The sequence below is a fragment of the Methylomonas sp. LW13 genome, assembly GCF_016865255.1.
Taxonomy (GTDB): Bacteria; Pseudomonadota; Gammaproteobacteria; order Methylococcales; family Methylomonadaceae; genus Methylomonas.
Genome location: NZ_CP033381.1, coordinates 1,288,013 through 1,308,463, shown reverse-complemented (window position 1 = coordinate 1,308,463; position 20,451 = coordinate 1,288,013). Strand labels below are relative to the sequence as shown.

The 20,451-nt window shown below is 49.0% G+C and carries 18 protein-coding genes; 14 read left to right on the top strand and 4 right to left on the bottom strand.

The features are described 5' to 3' along the window. The first annotated feature begins 161 nt into the window (after positions 1 to 161). The 13 genes from JL719_RS05840 (at position 162) to rimI (ending at position 13,300) form a co-directional block, all read left to right on the top strand. Entirely contained in the window at positions 162 to 1,898 is a 1,737-nt protein-coding gene (locus JL719_RS05840; protein ID WP_033158862.1) for an acetolactate synthase 3 large subunit, read from the top strand. After that, positions 1,898 to 2,389: an acetolactate synthase small subunit gene (gene ilvN / locus JL719_RS05835; protein ID WP_033158861.1), complete on the top strand. Its 492-nt coding sequence runs from the start codon at positions 1,898 to 1,900 to the stop codon at positions 2,387 to 2,389. The genes JL719_RS05840 and ilvN overlap by 1 nt, the downstream gene beginning before the upstream one ends. Before the next feature lie 32 nt (positions 2,390 to 2,421). After that, positions 2,422 to 3,438: a ketol-acid reductoisomerase gene (gene ilvC / locus JL719_RS05830; RefSeq protein ID WP_033158860.1), complete on the top strand. Its 1,017-nt coding sequence runs from the start codon at positions 2,422 to 2,424 to the stop codon at positions 3,436 to 3,438. Between the two features lie 66 nt (positions 3,439 to 3,504). Next, the gene (locus tag JL719_RS05825; RefSeq protein WP_225893029.1) at positions 3,505 to 4,284 is read left to right on the top strand and encodes an outer membrane protein OmpK; all 780 of its coding nucleotides are present in this window, start codon (positions 3,505 to 3,507) and stop codon (positions 4,282 to 4,284) included. Between the two features lie 118 nt (positions 4,285 to 4,402). Further along, positions 4,403 to 4,843, top strand: coding sequence for a DUF6678 family protein (locus tag JL719_RS05820; protein ID WP_033158858.1), 441 nt, complete (start codon positions 4,403 to 4,405; stop codon positions 4,841 to 4,843). A 242-nt stretch (positions 4,844 to 5,085) separates the two neighbouring features. Continuing rightward, the gene (gene pssA / locus JL719_RS05815) at positions 5,086 to 5,826 is read left to right on the top strand and encodes a CDP-diacylglycerol--serine O-phosphatidyltransferase (protein ID WP_033158857.1); all 741 of its coding nucleotides are present in this window, start codon (positions 5,086 to 5,088) and stop codon (positions 5,824 to 5,826) included. Between the two features lie 3 nt (positions 5,827 to 5,829). After that, positions 5,830 to 6,681: a CHAD domain-containing protein gene (locus tag JL719_RS05810; protein ID WP_033158856.1), complete on the top strand. Its 852-nt coding sequence runs from the start codon at positions 5,830 to 5,832 to the stop codon at positions 6,679 to 6,681. Between the two features lie 284 nt (positions 6,682 to 6,965). Next, positions 6,966 to 7,850, top strand: a complete 885-nt coding sequence (locus JL719_RS05805; RefSeq protein WP_051670422.1) for a hypothetical protein — start codon at positions 6,966 to 6,968, stop codon at positions 7,848 to 7,850. 161 nt (positions 7,851 to 8,011) lie between these two features. Next, positions 8,012 to 8,890, top strand: coding sequence for a glycosyltransferase family protein (locus JL719_RS05800; protein WP_051670421.1), 879 nt, complete (start codon positions 8,012 to 8,014; stop codon positions 8,888 to 8,890). 224 nt (positions 8,891 to 9,114) lie between these two features. Further along, entirely contained in the window at positions 9,115 to 10,086 is a 972-nt protein-coding gene (locus tag JL719_RS05795; protein ID WP_051670419.1) for a glycosyltransferase family 2 protein, read from the top strand. A 290-nt stretch (positions 10,087 to 10,376) separates the two neighbouring features. Continuing rightward, the gene (locus JL719_RS05790; RefSeq protein WP_033158855.1) at positions 10,377 to 11,921 is read left to right on the top strand and encodes a 2-isopropylmalate synthase; all 1,545 of its coding nucleotides are present in this window, start codon (positions 10,377 to 10,379) and stop codon (positions 11,919 to 11,921) included. Positions 11,922 to 11,934: 13 nt separating this feature from the next. After that, entirely contained in the window at positions 11,935 to 12,741 is an 807-nt protein-coding gene (locus JL719_RS05785; protein WP_033158854.1) for a uracil-DNA glycosylase, read from the top strand. Positions 12,742 to 12,745: 4 nt separating this feature from the next. Further along, positions 12,746 to 13,300, top strand: coding sequence for a ribosomal protein S18-alanine N-acetyltransferase (gene rimI, locus JL719_RS05780; RefSeq protein WP_033158853.1), 555 nt, complete (start codon positions 12,746 to 12,748; stop codon positions 13,298 to 13,300). Between the two features lie 103 nt (positions 13,301 to 13,403). Here the strand turns inward: rimI and JL719_RS05775 are convergent, their stop codons facing one another. From JL719_RS05775 to lnt, 3 genes are all read right to left on the bottom strand, one after another. Further along, positions 13,404 to 13,571, bottom strand: a complete 168-nt coding sequence (locus JL719_RS05775; protein ID WP_165385923.1) for a hypothetical protein — start codon at positions 13,569 to 13,571, stop codon at positions 13,404 to 13,406. 1,282 nt (positions 13,572 to 14,853) lie between these two features. After that, positions 14,854 to 16,353 (bottom strand): alkaline phosphatase, encoded by a 1,500-nt coding sequence (locus JL719_RS05770; protein ID WP_033158894.1) that lies wholly within the window; start codon positions 16,351 to 16,353, stop codon positions 14,854 to 14,856. A 51-nt stretch (positions 16,354 to 16,404) separates the two neighbouring features. Further along, a complete protein-coding gene (lnt, locus tag JL719_RS05765; RefSeq protein WP_033158852.1) occupies positions 16,405 to 17,928 on the bottom strand; it encodes an apolipoprotein N-acyltransferase in 1,524 nt (507 codons plus the stop codon). A gap of 135 nt (positions 17,929 to 18,063) precedes the next feature. Here lnt and JL719_RS05760 point away from each other — a divergent pair, with 135 nt between their 5' ends. Next, positions 18,064 to 19,572 carry a cyclic-di-GMP receptor FimW-related protein gene (locus JL719_RS05760; RefSeq protein WP_033158851.1) on the top strand — a complete coding sequence of 503 codons (1,509 nt, stop codon included), beginning with the start codon at positions 18,064 to 18,066 and terminating at the stop codon, positions 19,570 to 19,572. Here the strand turns inward: JL719_RS05760 and JL719_RS05755 are convergent. Next, entirely contained in the window at positions 19,550 to 20,449 is a 900-nt protein-coding gene (locus JL719_RS05755; RefSeq protein ID WP_033158850.1) for a 5'-nucleotidase, read from the bottom strand. The genes JL719_RS05760 and JL719_RS05755 overlap by 23 nt on opposite strands. Positions 20,450 to 20,451: the final 2 nt, after the last annotated feature.

The window sequence follows — 20,451 nt, the reverse complement described above, 5'->3', positions numbered from 1 at the left end:
ATTTGACCAAATTTCCAACGGAAAAACCTATCTGTAGGCAAGAAAACCCAAGTGAAATCCTTGGTTTTCCTTGACGAAAAGGGTCAAAAACAGTAGCTTATCCAACCTTTTTTGTAAAATCTGCATTTCCCCCGATCGATTAGTTTTTTGAGGACGTAAAATTGGAACTCAGTGGCGGACATATTCTTGTCCAATGTCTTAAAGATGAAGGTGTCGAATTTGTATTTGGCTATCCGGGTGGCTCTGTCTTGCACATCTATGATGCCATTTTCCATCAAGACGAAGTGAAACATATCCTGGTCCGCCACGAACAAGCGGCGGCCCATGCAGCTGACGCTTATGCGCGCGCCACCGGCAAACCGGGCGTGGTGCTGGTCACCTCGGGCCCAGGCGCGACAAATGCCGTCACCGGCATTGCCACCGCGTATATGGATTCTATCCCGATGGTGATCATCTCGGGCCAAGTGCCGTCGCCGGTAATAGGCAGCGATGCGTTCCAGGAAGTCGATACGGTGGGCATTACTCGGCCCTGCGTTAAGCACAACTTCCTGGTCAAGGATGTCAACGATTTGGCCGAAACCATGAAGAAGGCCTTTTACGTGGCAACCACCGGCCGCCCCGGCCCGGTATTGGTCGACGTGCCGAAAGACATAACCGATCCAAACATCAAGGTGCCTTATAAGTACCCGAAAAAGATCAGCATGCGTTCTTATAACCCGGTGGTAAGCGGCCACAAGGGCCAGATCAAACGCGCGGTAGATATATTGTTAACCGCGCAGCGGCCGATGATTTATTCCGGCGGCGGCGTGATTCTTGGTGAAGCCCATAAAGAACTAACCGAACTGACCCAATTGCTGGGTTACCCGATCACCAACACCTTGATGGGTTTGGGCGGCTATCCGGCCACCGACAAACAGTTCGTCGGCATGCTGGGTATGCACGGTACTTACGAAGCCAATATGGCGATGCATGAGAGTGACGTCATTCTGGCGGTCGGCGCGCGCTTCGACGACCGAGTTACCGGCAAACTGGCTGAGTTTTGCCCGTACGCCAAGATTATCCATATCGACGTTGATCCCGCCTCGATTTCCAAAACCGTTAAAGTCGACGTGCCGATTGTCGGCGAAGTCAAACCGGTGTTGGAGCAAATGATAGAACTGATCAAAGACAGCAAAACCAAGCCGTCGAAGTCAGCGCTTGAATCCTGGTGGCAATTGATAGGCAGTTGGCGGGATGTGCATTGCCTGGATTATGACCGCACCAGCAACGTCATTAAGCCGCAATATGTCGTAGAGCAGTTGTATCAAGTGACTGGCGGGGAAGCATTCGTCACCTCCGACGTGGGCCAACATCAAATGTATGCCGCGCAGTACTACCACTTCGACAAACCTCGGCGCTGGATCAACTCCGGCGGCCTGGGCACGATGGGCTTTGGTTTGCCGGCTGCAATTGGCGTGAAACTGGCGTTTCCGGAAGCCAATGTCGCCTGTATCACCGGCGAAGCCAGCATCCAGATGTGTATCCAAGAGCTATCCACTGCCCTGCAATACAACGCGCCGGTGAAAATCATCAACCTGAACAACCGCTACATGGGCATGGTGAGGCAATGGCAGGAGTTCTCTTATCAAAGCCGGTATTCGCAGTCCTACATGGATACCATCCCCGACTTCGTTAAATTGGCGGAGGCCTACGGCCACGTCGGTATGTTGATCGAGAAACCTGAAGACGTGCGCGGTGCTCTGGAAGAAGCCTTCGCATTGAAGGATAGAACCGTATTCCTGGATTTCATCACGGATCGCACGGAAAACGTTTACCCCATGATAGAAGCAGGCAAAGGCCATCACGACATGAAATTGCGCGTCGCGCCCGGCACACCGGTCGACAGGGAGTTATCGTGATGCGGCACATTATTTCCATCCTGATCGAAAACGAAGCCGGCGCGCTATCGCGCGTCGCCGGACTGTTCTCGGCGCGCGGCTACAATATCGAATCGTTGACCGTGGCGCCGACCGAAGATCCCAGCCTGTCGCGGATGACCTTGGTTACCAGCGGCAGTGACGAGATTATCGAGCAAATCACCAAGCAACTGAACAAGTTGATCGACGTGGTGAAATTGATCGATTTGGCGGAATCCGCGCATATCGAACGCGAGCTGATGCTGGTAAAAATCAAAACCAGCCACGATACCCGCGAAGAAGTGAAACGCATGGTCGACATCTTCCGCGGCAAGATTATCGATGTCACCGCCAACAGCTACGTGGTGGAAATGACCGGCCAATCCAGCAAACTGGACGCCTTTATCCACGGCTTTGAAGAAGGCAGCATCATTGAAGTAGTGCGCTCCGGTCCAACCGGCATCTCCCGCGGCGAGAAAGGCTTACACCTGTAACATTTATTATTTACCCAGCAACGAGAAAACCTATGCAAGTTTATTACGATAAAGACGCCGACCTTTCTGTTATCAGAAGCAAAAAAGTAGCGATCATCGGCTACGGCTCACAAGGCCACGCGCACGCCAACAATCTGAAAGACTCAGGTGTTGACGTCGTTGTCGGCTTGCGTGCCAATTCAGCGTCCGTCGCCAAAGCTCAAGCCAGCGGCTTGACTGTCAAAGACGTACCGGAAGCCATCGCCGGCGCCGACGTGGTGATGATTCTGACTCCTGACGAGTTTCAATCCAAACTGTACAAAGAAGAAATCGAACCCAATATCAAACAAGGCGCAGCCCTGGCTTTCGCTCACGGTTTTGCGATTCTGTACAACCAAGTCGTACCCCGCAAAGACCTGGACGTAATCATGATTGCGCCTAAAGCACCTGGTCACACCGTGCGTTCCGAGTTTGTTAAAGGCGGCGGCATTCCTGATTTGATTGCGATTCATCAAGATGCGTCCGGCATGGCCAAAGCCATCTGCTTGTCATACGCTTCTGCGATCGGCGGCGGCCGCTCCGGCATCATCGAAACCACTTTCCGCGACGAAACCGAAACCGACTTGTTCGGCGAACAAGCGGTATTGTGCGGCGGCGCGGTCGAACTGGTCAAAGCCGGTTTCGAAACCCTGACCGAAGCCGGCTACCCGCCAGAAATGGCCTACTTCGAGTGCTTGCACGAACTGAAACTGATCGTGGACTTGATGTACGAAGGCGGCATCGCCAACATGAACTACTCGATCTCCAACAACGCCGAGTACGGCGAATACGTCACCGGCCCAAAAGTAATCAACGAAGAAAGCCGTTGGGCCATGAAACAAGCCCTGGAAGACATTCAGCAAGGTAAATACGCCAAGCAATTTATCCTGGAAGGCCAAACCGGCTACCCTGAAATGACCGCCAGACGCCGCCTGAATGCCGAGCATCCTATCGAAACCGTCGGTGCTAAACTGCGGGCCATGATGCCTTGGATCAAAGCTAACCAAATCGTCGATAAAAGCAAAAACTAAGCTTATCGGCTAGGATTAAAGCCCATCTACACGATGGGCTTTTTTTTGCCCGCTGGATTTTGCCAAATGCTTGATCGCTATCGCTTAAACCGGTTTTATCTTGGTATCATCACCGCGACCTTGGCCCAGCCCTGCCCTGCTGATTTCATGCAACGGAGTAACAGCGAGATCCAATATCTGCATGGCGGCAACTACCAGGAACCGTTCAACGCCAACGACGTCAGCCAGTCCATCATCACCGTCACCCACGCCCACGGCTGGGCTTACGGCCGCAACTTCTTCTTCATGGATACGATGTTTACCGAATCCGGCCAAACCGCGCAAACCAATCTTTACGGCGAGGCATACAGCACCTTCAGCCTCGGTAAAGTCATCGGCTTGGACTTGTCCTACGGCATTTTCAAGGATTTCGGCGTGACCGCCGGCGTCAACCTTGGGGAAAACATGAACAGCTCGCGCAGCGGCTTTCGCGCTTGGCTTAATGGCGTTACCGTCGATTTCGACCTGCCGGGCTTCGACTATTTCAACGTCGACTTTTTACGGCAGCGCGTCACCGAAACCGCCGACATCGGCACCTCCTGGCAGATTACCCCAGTGTGGAAACTGCGGTTCGAAATTGCCGGCACGAAATGGAGCTTCGAAGGCTTTGCCGACTTCATCGGCCATAACCACACCGCCGCCCGCCAAGCCCTGGCGCAGCCGCAACTTAGATTAGACCTCGGCAACTTATGGGGTGATAGCGACCATTTGTATATCGGCATCGAATACCAGTATTGGCATAACAAATACGGGATTAAAGGCTTACAGGACAGCGTGCCGCAGGCGTTGGTGTTGTGGAAGTTTTGAGGCAAATGAAAATGAACAGCAGTCGTGACAGTTAGTTGGTTAGCATGCATATAACACTTCATTCCACCGGACGCGGCAAACAGCGCCGCGCCGATTAACATTACGGTAGGCCAATTCGATGCGCGAACTTCCCGACGCCACGGCAACACCGCTTGGTTCTAACCGAGACAAGATCATTTTCCAAGCTAAATGCAAGTATTTTGGCGCACTTGCCAATGACACAAAGTGGAATGAATTAATCAATTACTTTCGGCAAAAGCCGGGCTGGCGGCCTTCGTATAGAAGTAAATGGATAAATGGTCATATCTCCGAATGGGATTCCGAGTGGCATTACCATCTGCCATTTCCATTTGTTGGCGTAGAGTGGTTTGATATTGGGCTGCATCAGCATGAATTCATGGGGCATTTAACGCCGCCCAGGATTATTGATCACAGCGCTGAGATTGCTTCAAAACTTTCCAGCATCGGCTTTGATTATGAGGTAAAAGGGGATGTCGCACGAATCTGGGGCTATTTTCCAAAGTCATATGAAGACTTCCCGCCCCAGAAATTGGCCTAACCTTCCGGTCAACGTGACAGTCAGCGTAGCCTGGATGAAGCGCAACGGAAATCCAGGTTGAAAATCAAACGTTATCAATAGTGGCAATACATCACCGATGTCTATCGCTACGCGGCATACGGGCTACAATCTCAATAATCACAAGCCTTCTCTCATACCCACGAAACCGGCCACATTAGTTAAGCATCTGTCATATTCAGCATGTACAATGCCGCCAACTTTTCAACCTTTGTAGACACATTATGATCAAGAAGCAACCGCTTACTCGTCATCGTGGCATTTACCTACTGCCCAATCTATTCACCACGGGCGCCATGTTTGCCGGGTTTTATGCAATCACCTCGGCAATTAACGGCCGTTTCGAAACAGCGGCGATTGCGATGTTCATTGCGATGGTACTGGATGGCTTGGACGGCCGAGTTGCCCGCCTGACTAACACGCAAAGCGAATTCGGCGTGCAGTACGACAGCTTGTCCGATATGGTTTCGTTTGGCGTTGCTCCGGCTATTGTCATGTATTTGTGGACTCTATCCACCATGGGCCAAGCAGGCTTGTTCGCCGCATTTGTGCATATGGCCGGTGGAGCGTTACGTTTGGCGCGTTTCAACACGCAAGTGGAAGTGGCCGACAAACGCTATTTTCAAGGCCTACCCAGCCCGGCAGCGGCGGCTATTTTGGCCGGTGGATTATGGTTCTGCGTGGAAAACGGTTATGACGTGGAAAACATCAAGTATCTGGTATTGCTGACCACCATCACTACCGGTTTGCTAATGGTCAGCAACTTCCGTTACTCCAGCTTCAAAGAAATCGATTTTAAAAACAAAGTGCCATTCATCGTTGCCATTATCGCGATGCTGGTTATCAGCTTCATAATGGCGCAACCACAGCGAATGCTGTTCCTGCTATCGGTCGGCTATGCCATATCCGGCCCTATAGTTACCTTGGTTTTGCGCAAACGTAAGCTGCAAAGCCGTAAAAGTTAGCGGATGAAAAATACCGGCGGCAAACTGTTGCTCGACGCCTTGGAAATACACTGGCGCCAATATCGCAAACGCTTGAAAGCCTGCCGCCAAACCGCCAGCGAAGATAACGTCCACGAATTACGCATTAGCACCCGGCGCTTGTTGGCGCTGATAGAATTGCTACATGCCTTGGAGCCACAACCCACATTACTAAGCATTCGCAAAGCGTTGAAAAAGCAACTCGACGGTTTCGACGAATTGCGAGATACCCAGGTCATGCTGTTCGAGGCGGCCAAGACCCTGCCTATACTTCCTGAGCTAGAGCCTTTTTTAGCGTACATGCATCGCTGCGAACAGCGTTTACTGCTGGAAAACCATTCATTTATTGCCACCCTGTATCAACCGAAACTGCGTCGCAAGTTGAAAAAAGCCGGTAAATACTTCAAAACTCAAACAACCGACATCGATCTTGAACAGGCATTGCCAAGCGCCATTAACAATATTTATGGCCTAGTGATAAATCGTTATGAAGCACTGGATCCCACCATACCTGCCAGCATTCATCATCTGCGCATCGCTGTTAAAAAATTGCGCTATACGCTTTTAGCAGCGCAATGCCTTGATTCCACTCACGCTGAAATGGACTCAAGCCCGTTGAAAAGCCAGTTAACTCGCATGGGTGACATTCAAAACTCTGTAATCATGTTGCAAACCCTTGAGCTATTTTTTCAACATCAGATACCGAGCGCAGTAGAGCAGTACTATCGACGACAACAACAAGAGTTGATCGACTCATTTATAACCTGTTGCTCGGAGATTTTGGTGTTTCGGCATGTGACCCAAAACGACAGAAACTGGGTTTTTGAATCCGCGTAGAAACTAGCTATACTCATTGTCGGCTTATTTATTGGCACCAACGACGAGATGATCTACCAGAAATAAAAAATTTTCTATTAAGCAATTGAAAAACAATGTGACTCGGCAAACCTTACGAACCATTAACTCTACTGTCAATTGAGTTTATTTTTTATCATTGCCTCAGGACAATCAGCTGCTACCGAAAAAACTAAAGCCGTCAAACTTAAACGCTATCCCCAAACGTCAAAATCAACAAGAAAAAGTTCATAACGTGGCATTACGAAATATTAGAGGCGGTTTCAATGGCATCAGATGATAGAAACTCACCTAAAATAGGTGTTCCGTCTTCACCCTATCTGGTTTACACCTCAGCCGGCCACCGATCCAATATAAAAAAATGGGTCACGGGCAAAAAAAATTTCGACTTATGGGTTACTCAATACGAAGGCGAAAGTGATTATCACCGGAGCGTTGCTGATTTTTACAACGAGCGAAAAGGCGGCAAATATCCAAATCTACACGATATATATAACCGCTGGGGAGAGTTACTCACCCCCTATCGAGCAATATTCGTACTTGACGACGATATAGAATTGAGCGCCAGCCAAATTAGCCAGTTATTCCGCATTTTAGAACGCTACAAACTCGTCTTGCTACAGCCTGGTTTCTTGAGCATCGGCAAAATAAGCCATGAAGTCACAAAAGCAAATCATTTCAGATTTGCGAGGCTTACCAATTTCGTGGAAAACTGCGTGCCAATGTTCTCTAAGCCTATTCTGGATCGGTTTATGGCAACTTACGACCCGGGCTTAATTGCCTTCGGAACTGATTGGTGGTATTTACACCTTCTGACCGATGAAGAGCGCGAAACCGGAGTGGCGGTAATTGATTCGGTACCTTGCGTAAACCCGGACGAATGGCTTGAACAAAAACCTCGAAAAATAGATCAAGTTGAGCCCGTCAATAAAGGTATAGAGATTTGGCAGGAATTTAAGCGCGAGCGCGGCATCGAGATGCCGCCAGGCGGTGTCAGAAGTTTGGGGCTATTATCGCCTACAGCCTTAGAAGACTGGCTTACGCTAATTTCCGCTCCGTTAATCCGCTGCAAAACATTTCTGTTCTACCCCCATTATTTCATGCGTCTGAAACGCTTTTACTGGGATATTCATAGGCGAAAAATATTTTAAAATTCGCCATTCAGCAATGGCGAAATGCTGACTATCCAAAACAACACAGCAGATCTTATTCAATGAGAACATAAGTTTCCTTGCTCCAATTGGAAACTGAGTTCGGCCAACCTCCTTAAGAACAGCATTTCGCAACTAGCTGACGGCCCAAGGAATTATTCGTGAACTATTTAGACGAAATTAAATGCTATTTAAAAATCAAAATTTCCCAAATATTGATGCGGTGCCCTACCCATCACAAACCACTAAAAATACAACATGTGCCTAAAAACAAACCGAAGGTACTAATTTTAGGAATATATTTAGAATACAGAGAAAACACATTTAATCACCTGATAAGTGCGTTTAATCAATCAACAGCATGTGCGGTTGATCAAATCTGGGTATCATTGAACCCTAAAAACTCTCTAAAAGACAACCAAGCCGAATATAAAAACCACGCCAACCTAATTCTGGTTAAGCAGATATTTGAGCTTAAACCAAAATTTACGATATTAAATGAAATTCTAGAAGAGGTTGACATAAGCAAATACGATTATCTTGTCTTTACCGATGACGACATTTTTGTTGACGATAACTTTCTCGATGCTTTTATCGGATGGCAACAGCATTTAAACTTTTGCTTGGCTCAACCCGCCCGCACGAGAACCAGTACAGCTGATAATACATTTGTTGTTTCCAGGCCTTGGCTAAATGCACGCGAAACACATTTTGTTGAAATTGGCCCGCTATTTAGCATGCATAAATCAATTGTAAATGAATTACTACCGTTTGAGCTTGAAAGTCCAATGGGATGGGGATATGACCTCGTTTGGCCAATAAAGGTGAGTGCATCGGAAAAAACCATGGGGATTATCGATGCGACTCCTGTACAGCACAGCCTGAGACCTCAGGGCGCGGCATATTCGACCGCAAAAGAATCTGTGCTAATGAATGAATATCTTTCAACAAAACAGCACCTAAACTTCCGAGAAGCCTGCACTATTGTTAAAAATTACTCAAAAATAAGCCTCCTCAAAAAATCGTTCAATTTATTTTAATGCCTATCTGTTTTAATTTCTCGAACAAAGCACCGCTTAATTCCGATCAGCTCCAACAACCTATTTATCTTACTGGCACTGCCCGATACTACTTAAACATAATAAGCGACACCATCATCAACTTAAAGATATAATAGCCCAACTACCAGCATTTATTTGATTCATCTTATGCATCACAATATTTCCGTTAAACCTTTTGTAATTTAATCGGCCTAATCGATGCTATGAGCTGCTTAGTTACCGTCATCATACCCACCCACAACCGCCCCGACCTTTTGGACGAAGCCATAAGCAGCGTAGTCAATCAAACCTTGGCGGATTGCGAGATCATTGTCGTTGACGATTGCTCAACCCCTCCGGTAAACCCCGCTCAGATCCAGGAAAAGTTCGGAACGAAGATTAAAGTTTTGCGGCACCCAGCCTCTTTGGGGGGAGCCACAGCAAAAAACACCGGCATCAAAGCCGCTTCTGGCAAATACATTGCGTTTCTGGACGACGACGACCTTTACGCACCGACTTATTTAGAAAAAGCTGTTTCAACTTTAGAAAACCATCCAGAAATTAACACGCTGTTCATGAGCGTCGCTTGGTTTGGTCCAAATTCAAAATGGACGCACGAATCCTACACTGACGCCATGAACAAAATATTGGCAGATCTGGCTGGAACGCAAGTGACGGAAACCCTACTGGAATTTGACGCAGACCGTCTATTCAAAGCTTTGCTAAAAAGGGTCCCTATGGCGTTTCAACGACCAGTGGCAACCAGGGAACAGGTTAGGCAAATCGGCTTATATCAGGAAGACTGCCTACTTTGGGATTGCGATTGGGCTTTGCGCGCTGCGCTGAATGGCCGATGCGGATTAGTGACAGAAGGCTTGTACCTGCAACGTAGCGCGGGCCAGGGATACTCGTCTCAGCCTCGCCGCCGGATGGATCACTCCTTATCCAATCTGGAAATAAAAAAACAACTGATTAAGCGAAATGTCAGACCTGATCTAGCCAAGCTGATCAGGCTCAACTACATCCAATCCGCCCAAGATTTGAGTTGGGAATACATCAATCAAAACCAAGGCTTGCTAGCGGTCAAAACCATGCTGGCTAGTTTCCAATACGGCATTCACTTTCTGCAGATTAAGTTTTTAGCGCACGCTCTTTATAGCTGCGGATTGAGTTTATTTTCTAAAATACGACGATAGCCTAGTTAGATTCCGAATCGAAACAAAAGGTAAAATGGATTTAGCAGCCTCAAACGCCGCAGCATCGCAAGCTTGAGCCTTAGTCGGCAATCAAGTATAGTTTCCAACCATGAACAATCAGAAAAACGAATTTCATAGTCACTTAGTTTTCATGCCAGCCATTGGCAGACAATTGTTCGGCCTGTCTTTAAGATTGCTGCCCTGAGGGGCGCACTCTATCCTCATTTAAACAATACCACCCTTTTCTGTTCCTCGGCCTCAGCGCCGAACATTTCATGAACGGAGTTCTCATGAAAGATAAATTAATTATATTCGACACAACTTTGCGCGATGGTGAGCAAAGCCCAGGCGCCTCAATGACCCGCGATGAAAAAGTCCGCATTGCCCGAGCTCTGGAGCGCATGAAAGTCGACGTCATCGAAGCCGGCTTCCCAGCCGCCAGCCAAGGCGATTTCGAAGCGGTGCAAGCAGTGGCGGATGCCATCAAAGACAGCACAGTTTGCGGCTTGGCGCGGGCGCTGGACAAAGACATCGACCGGGCTGGCGAAGCCTTGAAAGGCGCAAACAGCTCGCGCATCCATACCTTTATCGCGACTTCGCCGATCCATATGCAAAAGAAGTTGAATATGCAGCCGGATCAGGTCATCGAATACGCAGTTCGGGCAGTAAAGCGCGCCCGCCAGTACACCGATAACGTCGAATTCTCCCCGGAAGATGCCGGCCGTTCGGAAGAAGACTTCTTGTGCCGAATCCTGGAAGCTGTGATCGATGCCGGAGCGACGACACTTAATATCCCGGACACGGTCGGCTATAGCATGCCTCAGCAGTTCGGTGCGACTATCGCCAATTTGATCAAGCGCATCCCCAATTCCGACAAGGCTATCTTCTCAGTACATTGCCACAATGATTTGGGCTTGGCGGTTGCCAACTCCTTGTCGGCGGTGATGAACGGCGCGCGGCAGGTAGAATGCACGATCAACGGTTTGGGCGAACGCGCGGGCAATGCCTCTTTGGAGGAAGTGGTGATGGCGGTGCGCACCCGCCAGGATTTCTTCGGCTGCGATACCGGCTTGGATGCGCGCGAGATTGTCACTTGCTCAAAGCTTGTGTCATCCATCACCGGGTTTCCGGTGCAGCCTAACAAGGCCATCGTCGGCGCCAATGCTTTTGCCCACGAATCCGGCATTCATCAAGACGGCGTATTGAAAAACCGCGAGACTTACGAAATTATGCGCGCCGAGGATGTGGGCTGGACCACCAACCGCATGGTTTTAGGCAAACATTCCGGCCGCAACGCCTTCAAAACCCGAATGGCAGAGCTGGGCGTGGACTTTGCCGGCGAAGCCGATTTGAACGATGCTTTTTTCCGCTTCAAACAATTGGCCGACAAAAAGCACGATATTTTCGACGAAGACTTGCAGGCCTTAATTTCCGAGCAAGGCTTCGAAGCGGAAGACGAACATATCAAACTAGTAGCCTTAAAAGTCTGTTCCGAAACCGGCGAAGTCCCTAACGCCACCGTCACGATACGTGTCGACGGCAAGGAAGTCACCGGCAGCGGGCAAGGCGGTGGTGCAGTGGATGCCAGCCTGAAAGCCATCGAAAGTTTGGTAAAAACCGGCGCGACTTTGGCGTTGTACTCGGTTAACAACATCACCACCGGCACGGATGCTCAGGGTGAAGTAACCGTCCGACTGGAAAATGCCGGCCGTATCGTTAACGGCTCCGGCGCCGACACCGACATCGTGATCGCCTCGGCCAAGGCTTACATTAACGCGGTTAACAAACTGCAAACGCCCGACCAACGTCAGCATCCGCAAAAAGGCGATGTCTGATTTTTGAGCCGCCATGGATAACGCGACCCGCTTGCAGTACTTGGAGGCGATGGGCATTGACGTCTGGACACCCAGGCGTCTACCCATCGCAGTTCCGCAAGCGGCCGTTCATTGTGAAAGTCGAATCGAACACGTAGTACCGTCTACCCCCTTTGCAGCCCACGAAGTTGAGCCTTCCGAGCAAACGGTATCAAGCATCATCGAAACCGTTAATATCGAATTTCCGCGACATCCTGCTTCGTCGCCATCATCACACGCCAACGATCAAATATGGAGAGACCTGCAACACGAGGTTTCTTTATGCGAAGCCTGCTCGCTGTGTAAAACCCGCACCCAAACCGTATTCGGTGTCGGCAATAAACAAGCAAGCTGGATGCTGATTGGTGAGGCGCCTGGGCAGAATGAAGATTTACAAGGCGAACCGTTCGTCGGCAAAGCCGGCCAATTATTAACCGAAATGTTGCGGGCGATAGGTTTAAAGCGGGAAGAAGTCTATATAGCCAATATATTGAAATGCCGGCCGCCGAATAACCGTGATCCGCAAGCCGAAGAAGTCGCCGCCTGCAATCGCTTTCTGCAGCAGCAAATCGAATTGATACAACCGAAAATAATTTTGGCGGTAGGCCGGATTGCTGCGCAAAGCTTGCTAACCACCCAACAACCTCTGGCAAAATTACGCGGCGTTCAACACCAATTACACGATATTCCGCTGATTGTCATTCATCACCCGGCTTACCTATTGCGCTCGCTACTGGAAAAGGCAAAAGCCTGGAGCGACTTGCAGTTTGCGCTGTCGGTCTATCAAAAACTAGAAAAATAAGACCATGTGGAAACTGTTACATAAACTGAAAGATGCAGTGATTTACGACGCGGACCGCGAGTTTTACGCCAAGGTGTTTCCAGACTCGGTAGATAGCAAAGACTTAATGCGGATGCGCAAAATGGATCATGCTGATTTAACCAGCGTCTTAAAGATAGAAGAGTTAAATTACGAATTTCCGTGGTCGGAAGGGATATTTAAAGATTGTTTCCGCACCATGACTTACACCAGTTGGGTGTGCGAGGCGCCAGATGACAACATAGTAGGCTATTGCATCATCAATGTAGCCGCTGGCGAAGCTCACATTATGAACATCAGCGTCAACCCTGACTTTCAACGCCAGGGAGCCGGCCGCAAAATGTTGGAACACTTAATCGAATACGCCCGGCCCCGCGCTGAGAAAATATTCCTTGAGGTGCGCCCCAGTAATCCTGGCGCCATCAATTTGTATCGAAAAACCGGTTTTCGCGAAATCGGCACCCGTAAGAATTATTATCCGGCCAAAAACGGTCGCGAGGACGCGATTATGTTTGAGTTGGATCTGGTACCTATGCTCTAGCCGGGTTATGTAGATTCACTGTCGGCCTAAATTATCCCGCCAACACTATTGCTCGGAAACGGTAACCGATCCGATTAGGGCCGTACATTGGGCGTTTAACAAGTTATACAGCCGGATATTTTTTCAATCTATTTTTCAATTGCTGAGTCTCTTGCTTCAACCAATTTGCCGTTTGGACTCTGAGGTCAATTTCGTAAAGATATATTGGACTTGCTTGAAAACCAGCATCACGGGTTTTAAGCGAGTTGGATTTACCGAATTTAGTTTTCATCGTAATTCCCTTAATTGAAGCTTGTCTAATCCCCACAAGCAATTGAATTCGTTAACTTACCAATACTGCTCAGAAAAGTAACTAGTCGTACCGAAAATTTAGGTTGCTAACATTCGGCAAGAGGTACAAAGCAAATATCACACCATTTTCTGGCAACGGAATGGCCTTCGCCTGCTCGAACGATCTGCGTAAATAAGACTATTTTTTCAGCGCAGTATTGCCATAAGTGACAGTTACCTGACATTTTTGGTCAGTAACGCAAAAGATCGCTTATCTTTGCCTCATACGTCGACGCACCAAAGCCTAAAGCTAATCTGTTAGGCTGATGACGAGATCGTTTGATTACACAAACATAGCGCCACCACCAAGCTATGGCAGTTCAAATGAATAAATTTGTAAAATTTAATTGACTTTAAGAAAGCGAACCAAGGGTTTGTTTTGGATGATTTTGTCCACTTTTTCGAAAACACGCCATCTACAAGAGTGACCAAAACACTGTTGAGTTTTAGCAAAAAGGTGGCAGAATCGGTCCAGCCGATAGCTTTTGGGAGGTCTTATGAAAATACTTGCAGTACTGATACTCGCCGGACTTACTTATGGTCTTGCGTTATTCATACTTGGAATAATCAAAGAATTGGCGGAATTCGCCGTTGAGGCATGGCGTGACGTTGAGATAGGAAGATAATTTTATTTAATATCAGTCAGACCGATATCTTTAGTTTTCAAGAATGCATTAAATTGTCAATTAGACAAGCAGAGCCGGGAACAATACCCGGCTTTTTTGTATTCGTGGTTTTCTCGTGCAAATATCTAAACTATAAATACGGGTAATCTTGAAGGCGGCATGGTTTTTATTGGCACGCTATTTGGCACAAATGCCGCCTGTCGGGCCGTCGATTTAGATAACAGTCGCCCGCATTCCGTACAGATAAAATTCCCGGTTGGCGACCCGTAGGCGAATTCCATGGTCAAGTTAGAGTGGTCGCAATAATTGCCGTCTGTATTGCTGGTTATTGGTATCGCTTTTAAATTGTCCATAATTTTTCCTTATAACCGTCTAAGCTAGATTTGTATGTCGGTACTTTATTCAGACTTCCTTAAATCTAGATTATGTGTAAATTAAGATTGCATTATTAGTGGCCCGAGCAAATCCGGCCACGCGCTAATTTGCCATGATTTTTTAAATTTGCCGGTATAGTTTGGCTCGCACGCTTAATACAAGCACATGGTCTTAATGCCTTATCTTTATGCTGAAAATCCTGTGCTCACGATTGGTGAGACTTTACCGCCCGGCTTTAAACTTGAAGGCATGCGCCATCACTTGATAGATGTAACTTTGCTCTTGTACGCCATGAAACAAATGCGCTTTGGGGCCGAAGGCGAAAATCGCCACATCTTCGGCGCCGTGCGTTTCGCTGCCTAGCGGTACAACGGCTTCCTGCAGAAAATCGGGATGCGTGGTATCGACGGCGCTTAGATCGGGGCGGCCTTTTTGACCTCGATAACCCGGACCGTTGGCGTATCCCAACGTCGCGTAAGGCAATCCGTTACTGTCCTTGGCAAAACCTTTCTCGCCAGCTTGCTTGACCAAGCCCATAATAGGATTACCGCGTTGCGGATAGCCGGCGATGGTAAAGGTGTGGCTATGATCGGCGGTAACTATGATTAACGTATCCTGAGGATTGGTTTTTTCCAACGCCTTGCGTACCGCATTAGAGAGCTCGATGGTTTCCGTCAAAGCTCTATAAGCATTACCGGCGTGATGGGCATGATCGATACGGCCCGCCTCCACCATCAGCACATAGCCTTTTTTATTTTTCGACAATATCTCTATGGCTTTTTCGGTCATCTCGGTCAAAGACGGCTCGCCACCTTTGTCACCAAACCGATCATGCTCGTATTCCATATGTGAACGCTCGAACAGCCCCAGCAAATGCTCGGTTTGCTTGGAGTCTATGGCGTCGAAGCCGGCTTTGTTATAAACGTAAGCCGATTGCGGATATTCGGCTAGCCAACGCTGGGTCAAATCCACACCGTCTTTGCGGCTACCAAACTTATCATTATCTTCCGGATCCGGCGTTGTTTCGGGCAAAAACATACTACGCCCGCCCCCCAACGCCACTTCCAGGCCATTGCCGTATTCGAAATCCAGTAATTGTTTGGCAATATCGCGAACGGTGGCGCCCGCAGGAATTTGCGCATCGGACTCCCAATCGCGTTCAGAGGTGTGGGCGTAGCAAGCAGCCGGCGTGGCATGCGTAACTCGGGCAGTAGAGACCACGCCAGTTGATAGGCCTTTTTCCTCGGCTTGCTCCAGCAAGGTTTTCACCTTATAGGTATTGACGACCTCTGCACTCTTTTCCTGGCGAGCCACCTGCATGCCTACCGACAATTCGCCATCATTGGTTTTCACACCGGTAATAATCGCTGACATGGTCGGCGCGGAATCCGGAGTTTGTTGATTGGCGCTATAAGTTTTCGATAACGCTACATAGGGAGCTGTTTCGAAACTTAGCGAATTTTCCTCGCCACCGCGATTGCCCGGTTTGCGCTGCCCCTCCAGAATACGCGCGGCGGTAATAGTCGAGATGCCCATGCCGTCACCAATGAACAGAATGACGTTTTTGGCGAATGCTCGATTCGCTTCCAGTTGCTCAGCCGCCTTGATACGGTTTTGCCCCGATTCCAACCAGAATGCCGGCGTTTCAAAAACCGGTTCAGCCTGGGATGTCCCGGCCGCCAAGCTCAGTGTGCTTATCAGAATTGCGGATTTACAGTGCATAGGAAGCATAAGTACTTTTGAGGAATGTTTTTTAAATCAATCGCCGCAGTTCTAAACGACTTCAGCACCTAGCTTTAAAATGCCCGCATTGAACAGGCGATACCAGATATACATCACTAGCAGCAACACCGCCAACACTCCGAAAAAACCTTTGTCACCCAAGATGACGTAAGGCGTAAGACCACGCATCGGCACTATATAATCGGTTAAAGTCGTGGTGGTAAACAAAGGCGCTTCCTTACGTAATACGCCGTCCGGACCAATAAAACCGGTCACACCTGTATTAGTCGCGCGCATCAGATAGCGGCCGGTTTCCAACGCCCGCATTTGCGCCATTTGCATGTGTTGATGCGGCTGCGAGGAATCGCCGAACCAAGCGTCGTTAGTCATATTGACGATATACGCTGCATCCGCCACTTGCCTGGCAACCAATTCGCCGAAGGCATCTTCATAACAGATCGTGGTGACAAACGCATGACCGCCCGCCGTCAACAACGTTTGCCGGTCGCCACCGGCCGCGAAATCGCCCAGCGGTATTTGCAATTTATCCAATACCCAACCCGATAAAGGCTGAAGCGGTAAATATTCGCCAAATGGCAATAAGTGATTTTTATGATATAGGGCTTGTTTGTCGCCCAGGGTCATGACGCTGTTGTAATAATCCTTACCCTGCCCGCTGCTGGGTAGCCCAACCACCAAGTCAACCCCATGCGCTTGCGCGGCAGTTTGTAGCGGATCGATGTAGAATTCTTTCACTTGCGACAGAAAGGCCGGAATCGAAGTTTCCGGCCAGATAATCACATCAGAATCCCAATGCTGTTCAGTAAGTTCCTGATATAGCCTGAGTGTGTTGAGTTTCTGATTTTTCTGCCACTTCTGATCCTGGCCGATATTGCCTTGCACCAAGGTGACCTTGATCGGCGCGCCGACGGCTTGAGTCCACGCCACCGTTTGCAAATAGCCACCGCCTGCCCAAATTACCCCTAAAACCAGCAGCCCCGGCAAAGCCGGCAATTTGCCACGCACTAATTCGACTAAGGAAAAAGCCGATACCGCCAACAAAAACCCGACCCCATAAACCCCGGCCAATGGAGCGTAACCGGCCAACGGCGTAGATAGTTGACTGTAAGCGATTTGCAACCACGGAAAACCGTTCAACAACCAATAACCGCGAAAATACTCGACGGCTACCCAAGCAATAGCGGCAGCTATTATGCGTAGCCAAGCCCCGGAACAGATTGAGGTTTTGGCGATAAACCAGCCGGTTAAGCCCGGAAATAAGGCCCAAACCGCTACCAGCAGAGCCGTCAACGCTATCGAGCTATACGGGTCGCCGCCGCCGAAATCGTGAATACTGATATACGTCCACCAAATCCCCGATCCGAACAAGCCCAAACCGAACAAATAACCACTAAGAGCAGCCCTGTTCGGCGCCTGCCGCTGCCAAATCCAGTAAATAAAAGCTAAAGCGCCGATTGCGGCGTAAGCATAATCGTATGGCGCAAAGGCCATGGTGAGCAATGCTCCAAAAACGGGGGCGGCAAGTTCCCATTTACAATTCAATATTCGCTTCATTACTCTGCTGTGTTTATTCGATGGAATCGGCATTTTATGCAGCTGCCGAGGTTTCGTAAAATCGGCAACTGCCTATAGCCGTCAATCTGAACTAAACTGAGTTTATGTTTTCAACACATCTTAACTCGCAAGTACATGACCGATAACGCATCACTGCCTTTTGAGCTGTCAACGGAATCCCTCGGCGGATGGATTAATTCACTAAGCGCGCTACCCGCGGCGAACGCGGCAAACCAGTTGAATCTGGTCCTTAAACAACTGAGTCGCTTTAACGGCACAGCCGCAAACGTATTGCCGATACTCGTAAACTTAACCCCGCTGACATTGCATTTATCCAATGGCTTGACCAACGCGGCGCGTTCCGAAACAGACATTGCCACCAACACCAAAGCGCTGAAAATTGCGAAACTAGCCATCCAGTTACTCAGACATTTGAGCCTGGCTTTTTGCCGCACGGTCGAGACCAAACAACTCGATACATCGCTAACCCAACAAGCGATATTTTATGCCTTGCAGCTCGCGGGGTATTGTCTGCGCAGCACGGCGCTGTTTTACGAAATGCCGTCCACGACCTTGTGGAAAAAGAGCGGCCTGCTTTACACCATAGCCGGCGAACTGCAACTGCTAAAAAAGCCAGTCTCGTCCAAACCGCAGGAATTCAAGTTACAAAGCACCATTGAAGCAGTCATCAAGCGCAACCTATTGTTTGCACTCAGCAAACCCAACCAATATTCAACAACTGAAATCAGTCAATTATTTCAGTTGGTCAGTCGGCATCAGGATCGCCTGGAGATCAGCAAAACACCCAATCCGGATTGCCGTTTTATTTGGAATCTGGGCAGTGAACCAAGCCCTATGCCGCGTACTAACAGCACATTGCCACGCGGCTCGGTGTACATCAGTTGCCAGAACTTCGGCCATGCCTTGCAACTTGGCGAAATCGAGACCGAACTGAATTCAAACATGCAAACCAAACTGGCCTTGCACTTGACGGGATACAGCAATATTTTCGCATCGGTGGCCATCGGCCCGCCGATGCCGGCACACTTACTCGAGGGCTTCGTTGCGGTTAGCGCCCATCTACAAGGTGAAGAAAAATTATCGAAAATCATGAACCTGAGCTCGCAGTTATCGCGCGGAAGATCCCTGGCTCGCGATATGTCTCTAGTGCCGTTGGAACATGAAAAAAGCTTCTACAAACCGTTAAATTCTTCGCTAATCAGTTTTCCCGAGCATGGCACCAGTCTGAGTCTGTTGCGCAATGTCAGTAAACAATTTCTGGTAGCGGAAAGCCCCGCACCCAATTGTTCAACAGGCGATATTGGCTTACTTTGCCGGGAGCAGCAACCCGCCAAACTGGTGATAGTTCGCCAGCAAACGCTCTATGAAGATGTGACACTAATTTTGCTGGAACCCATAATCGGCAACATTACCATCCACGATATCGAAAATGCCGGTGACAGTAACAGCCAGAAAGCGATAGTCATCGGGATGGAAACCGCTCAACCTGAAGTGTTGTTAGCCAACAGCAAATACACGGTAGGCAGTAAAATCAAACTGCTATACGGCAACACCTTGTATTTGAAAGCTTGCGTGGAAAGTACGCCCTGGTTAGTGCGCTTCAAGGTCGGTGTTGATTTGTGACGCCATGCGGGACGTGAGCTGCTGCAATTTGATGGGACTCCGCGGAATCGCAATGGCCTTTTTGATCATCGAAGAAAATATCGGCGCCAAACGCTTTTAAAAACGCCCCCTTGGGCATGCCGCCTAAAAACAAGGCTTCATCTATCCTGATTCCCCAAGCCCGCAAGGTTCTGACGACCCGTTCGTGCGCGGGCGCGGCCCGTGCGGTGACCAATGCGGTGCGAATTGGCGACAAATCTTGATCGAAATGGGTTTGAATGCGGTGCAAAGCACTTAAAAACTCTTTCAATGGCCCGTCCGATAAAGGCTTATGCGCTTCGTTACGCTCGTTGGCCGCAAAAGCCGCCAAACCGTGTTGCTGATAAATGCGCTCGGATTCGTCGGAAAACAGCACCGCATCACCATCGAAAGCGATCCGCAATTGCGGAGAAGGATTGGCTACCGCTCCGGAGACAATGGTTGCGGCGGCATAGCCCGCAGCCAAGGCCTTTCTGACATCCTCACCATTGGCGGATAGAAACAAATGCGCACCGAAGGCCGGGATATATTCGTAAGGGGATACGCCGCTGGTAAACGCCGCCCGGCTAATCGCCAAATCGTAGTGGTTGATTGAGTTAAAGATACGCAGGCCGGTATCCGCGCTATTTTGCGACAGCAGGATAATCTCCACCAGCGGCGCACCGGGAAAAGCTTTGTTGATATCCAGAAACTTCTTCACCAAGGAAAAGCCGAAACCCGGCGGCAGAATTTCGTTTTCGTGTTCAATCTGATAATGACAAAAGGCTTCCTTGCCCTGGGTTTCGAAAATCGCATGCGATTCATCCAGATTGAATAAGGCCCTGGACGATACTGCAACTACCAGTTTCTGATTATCCATGA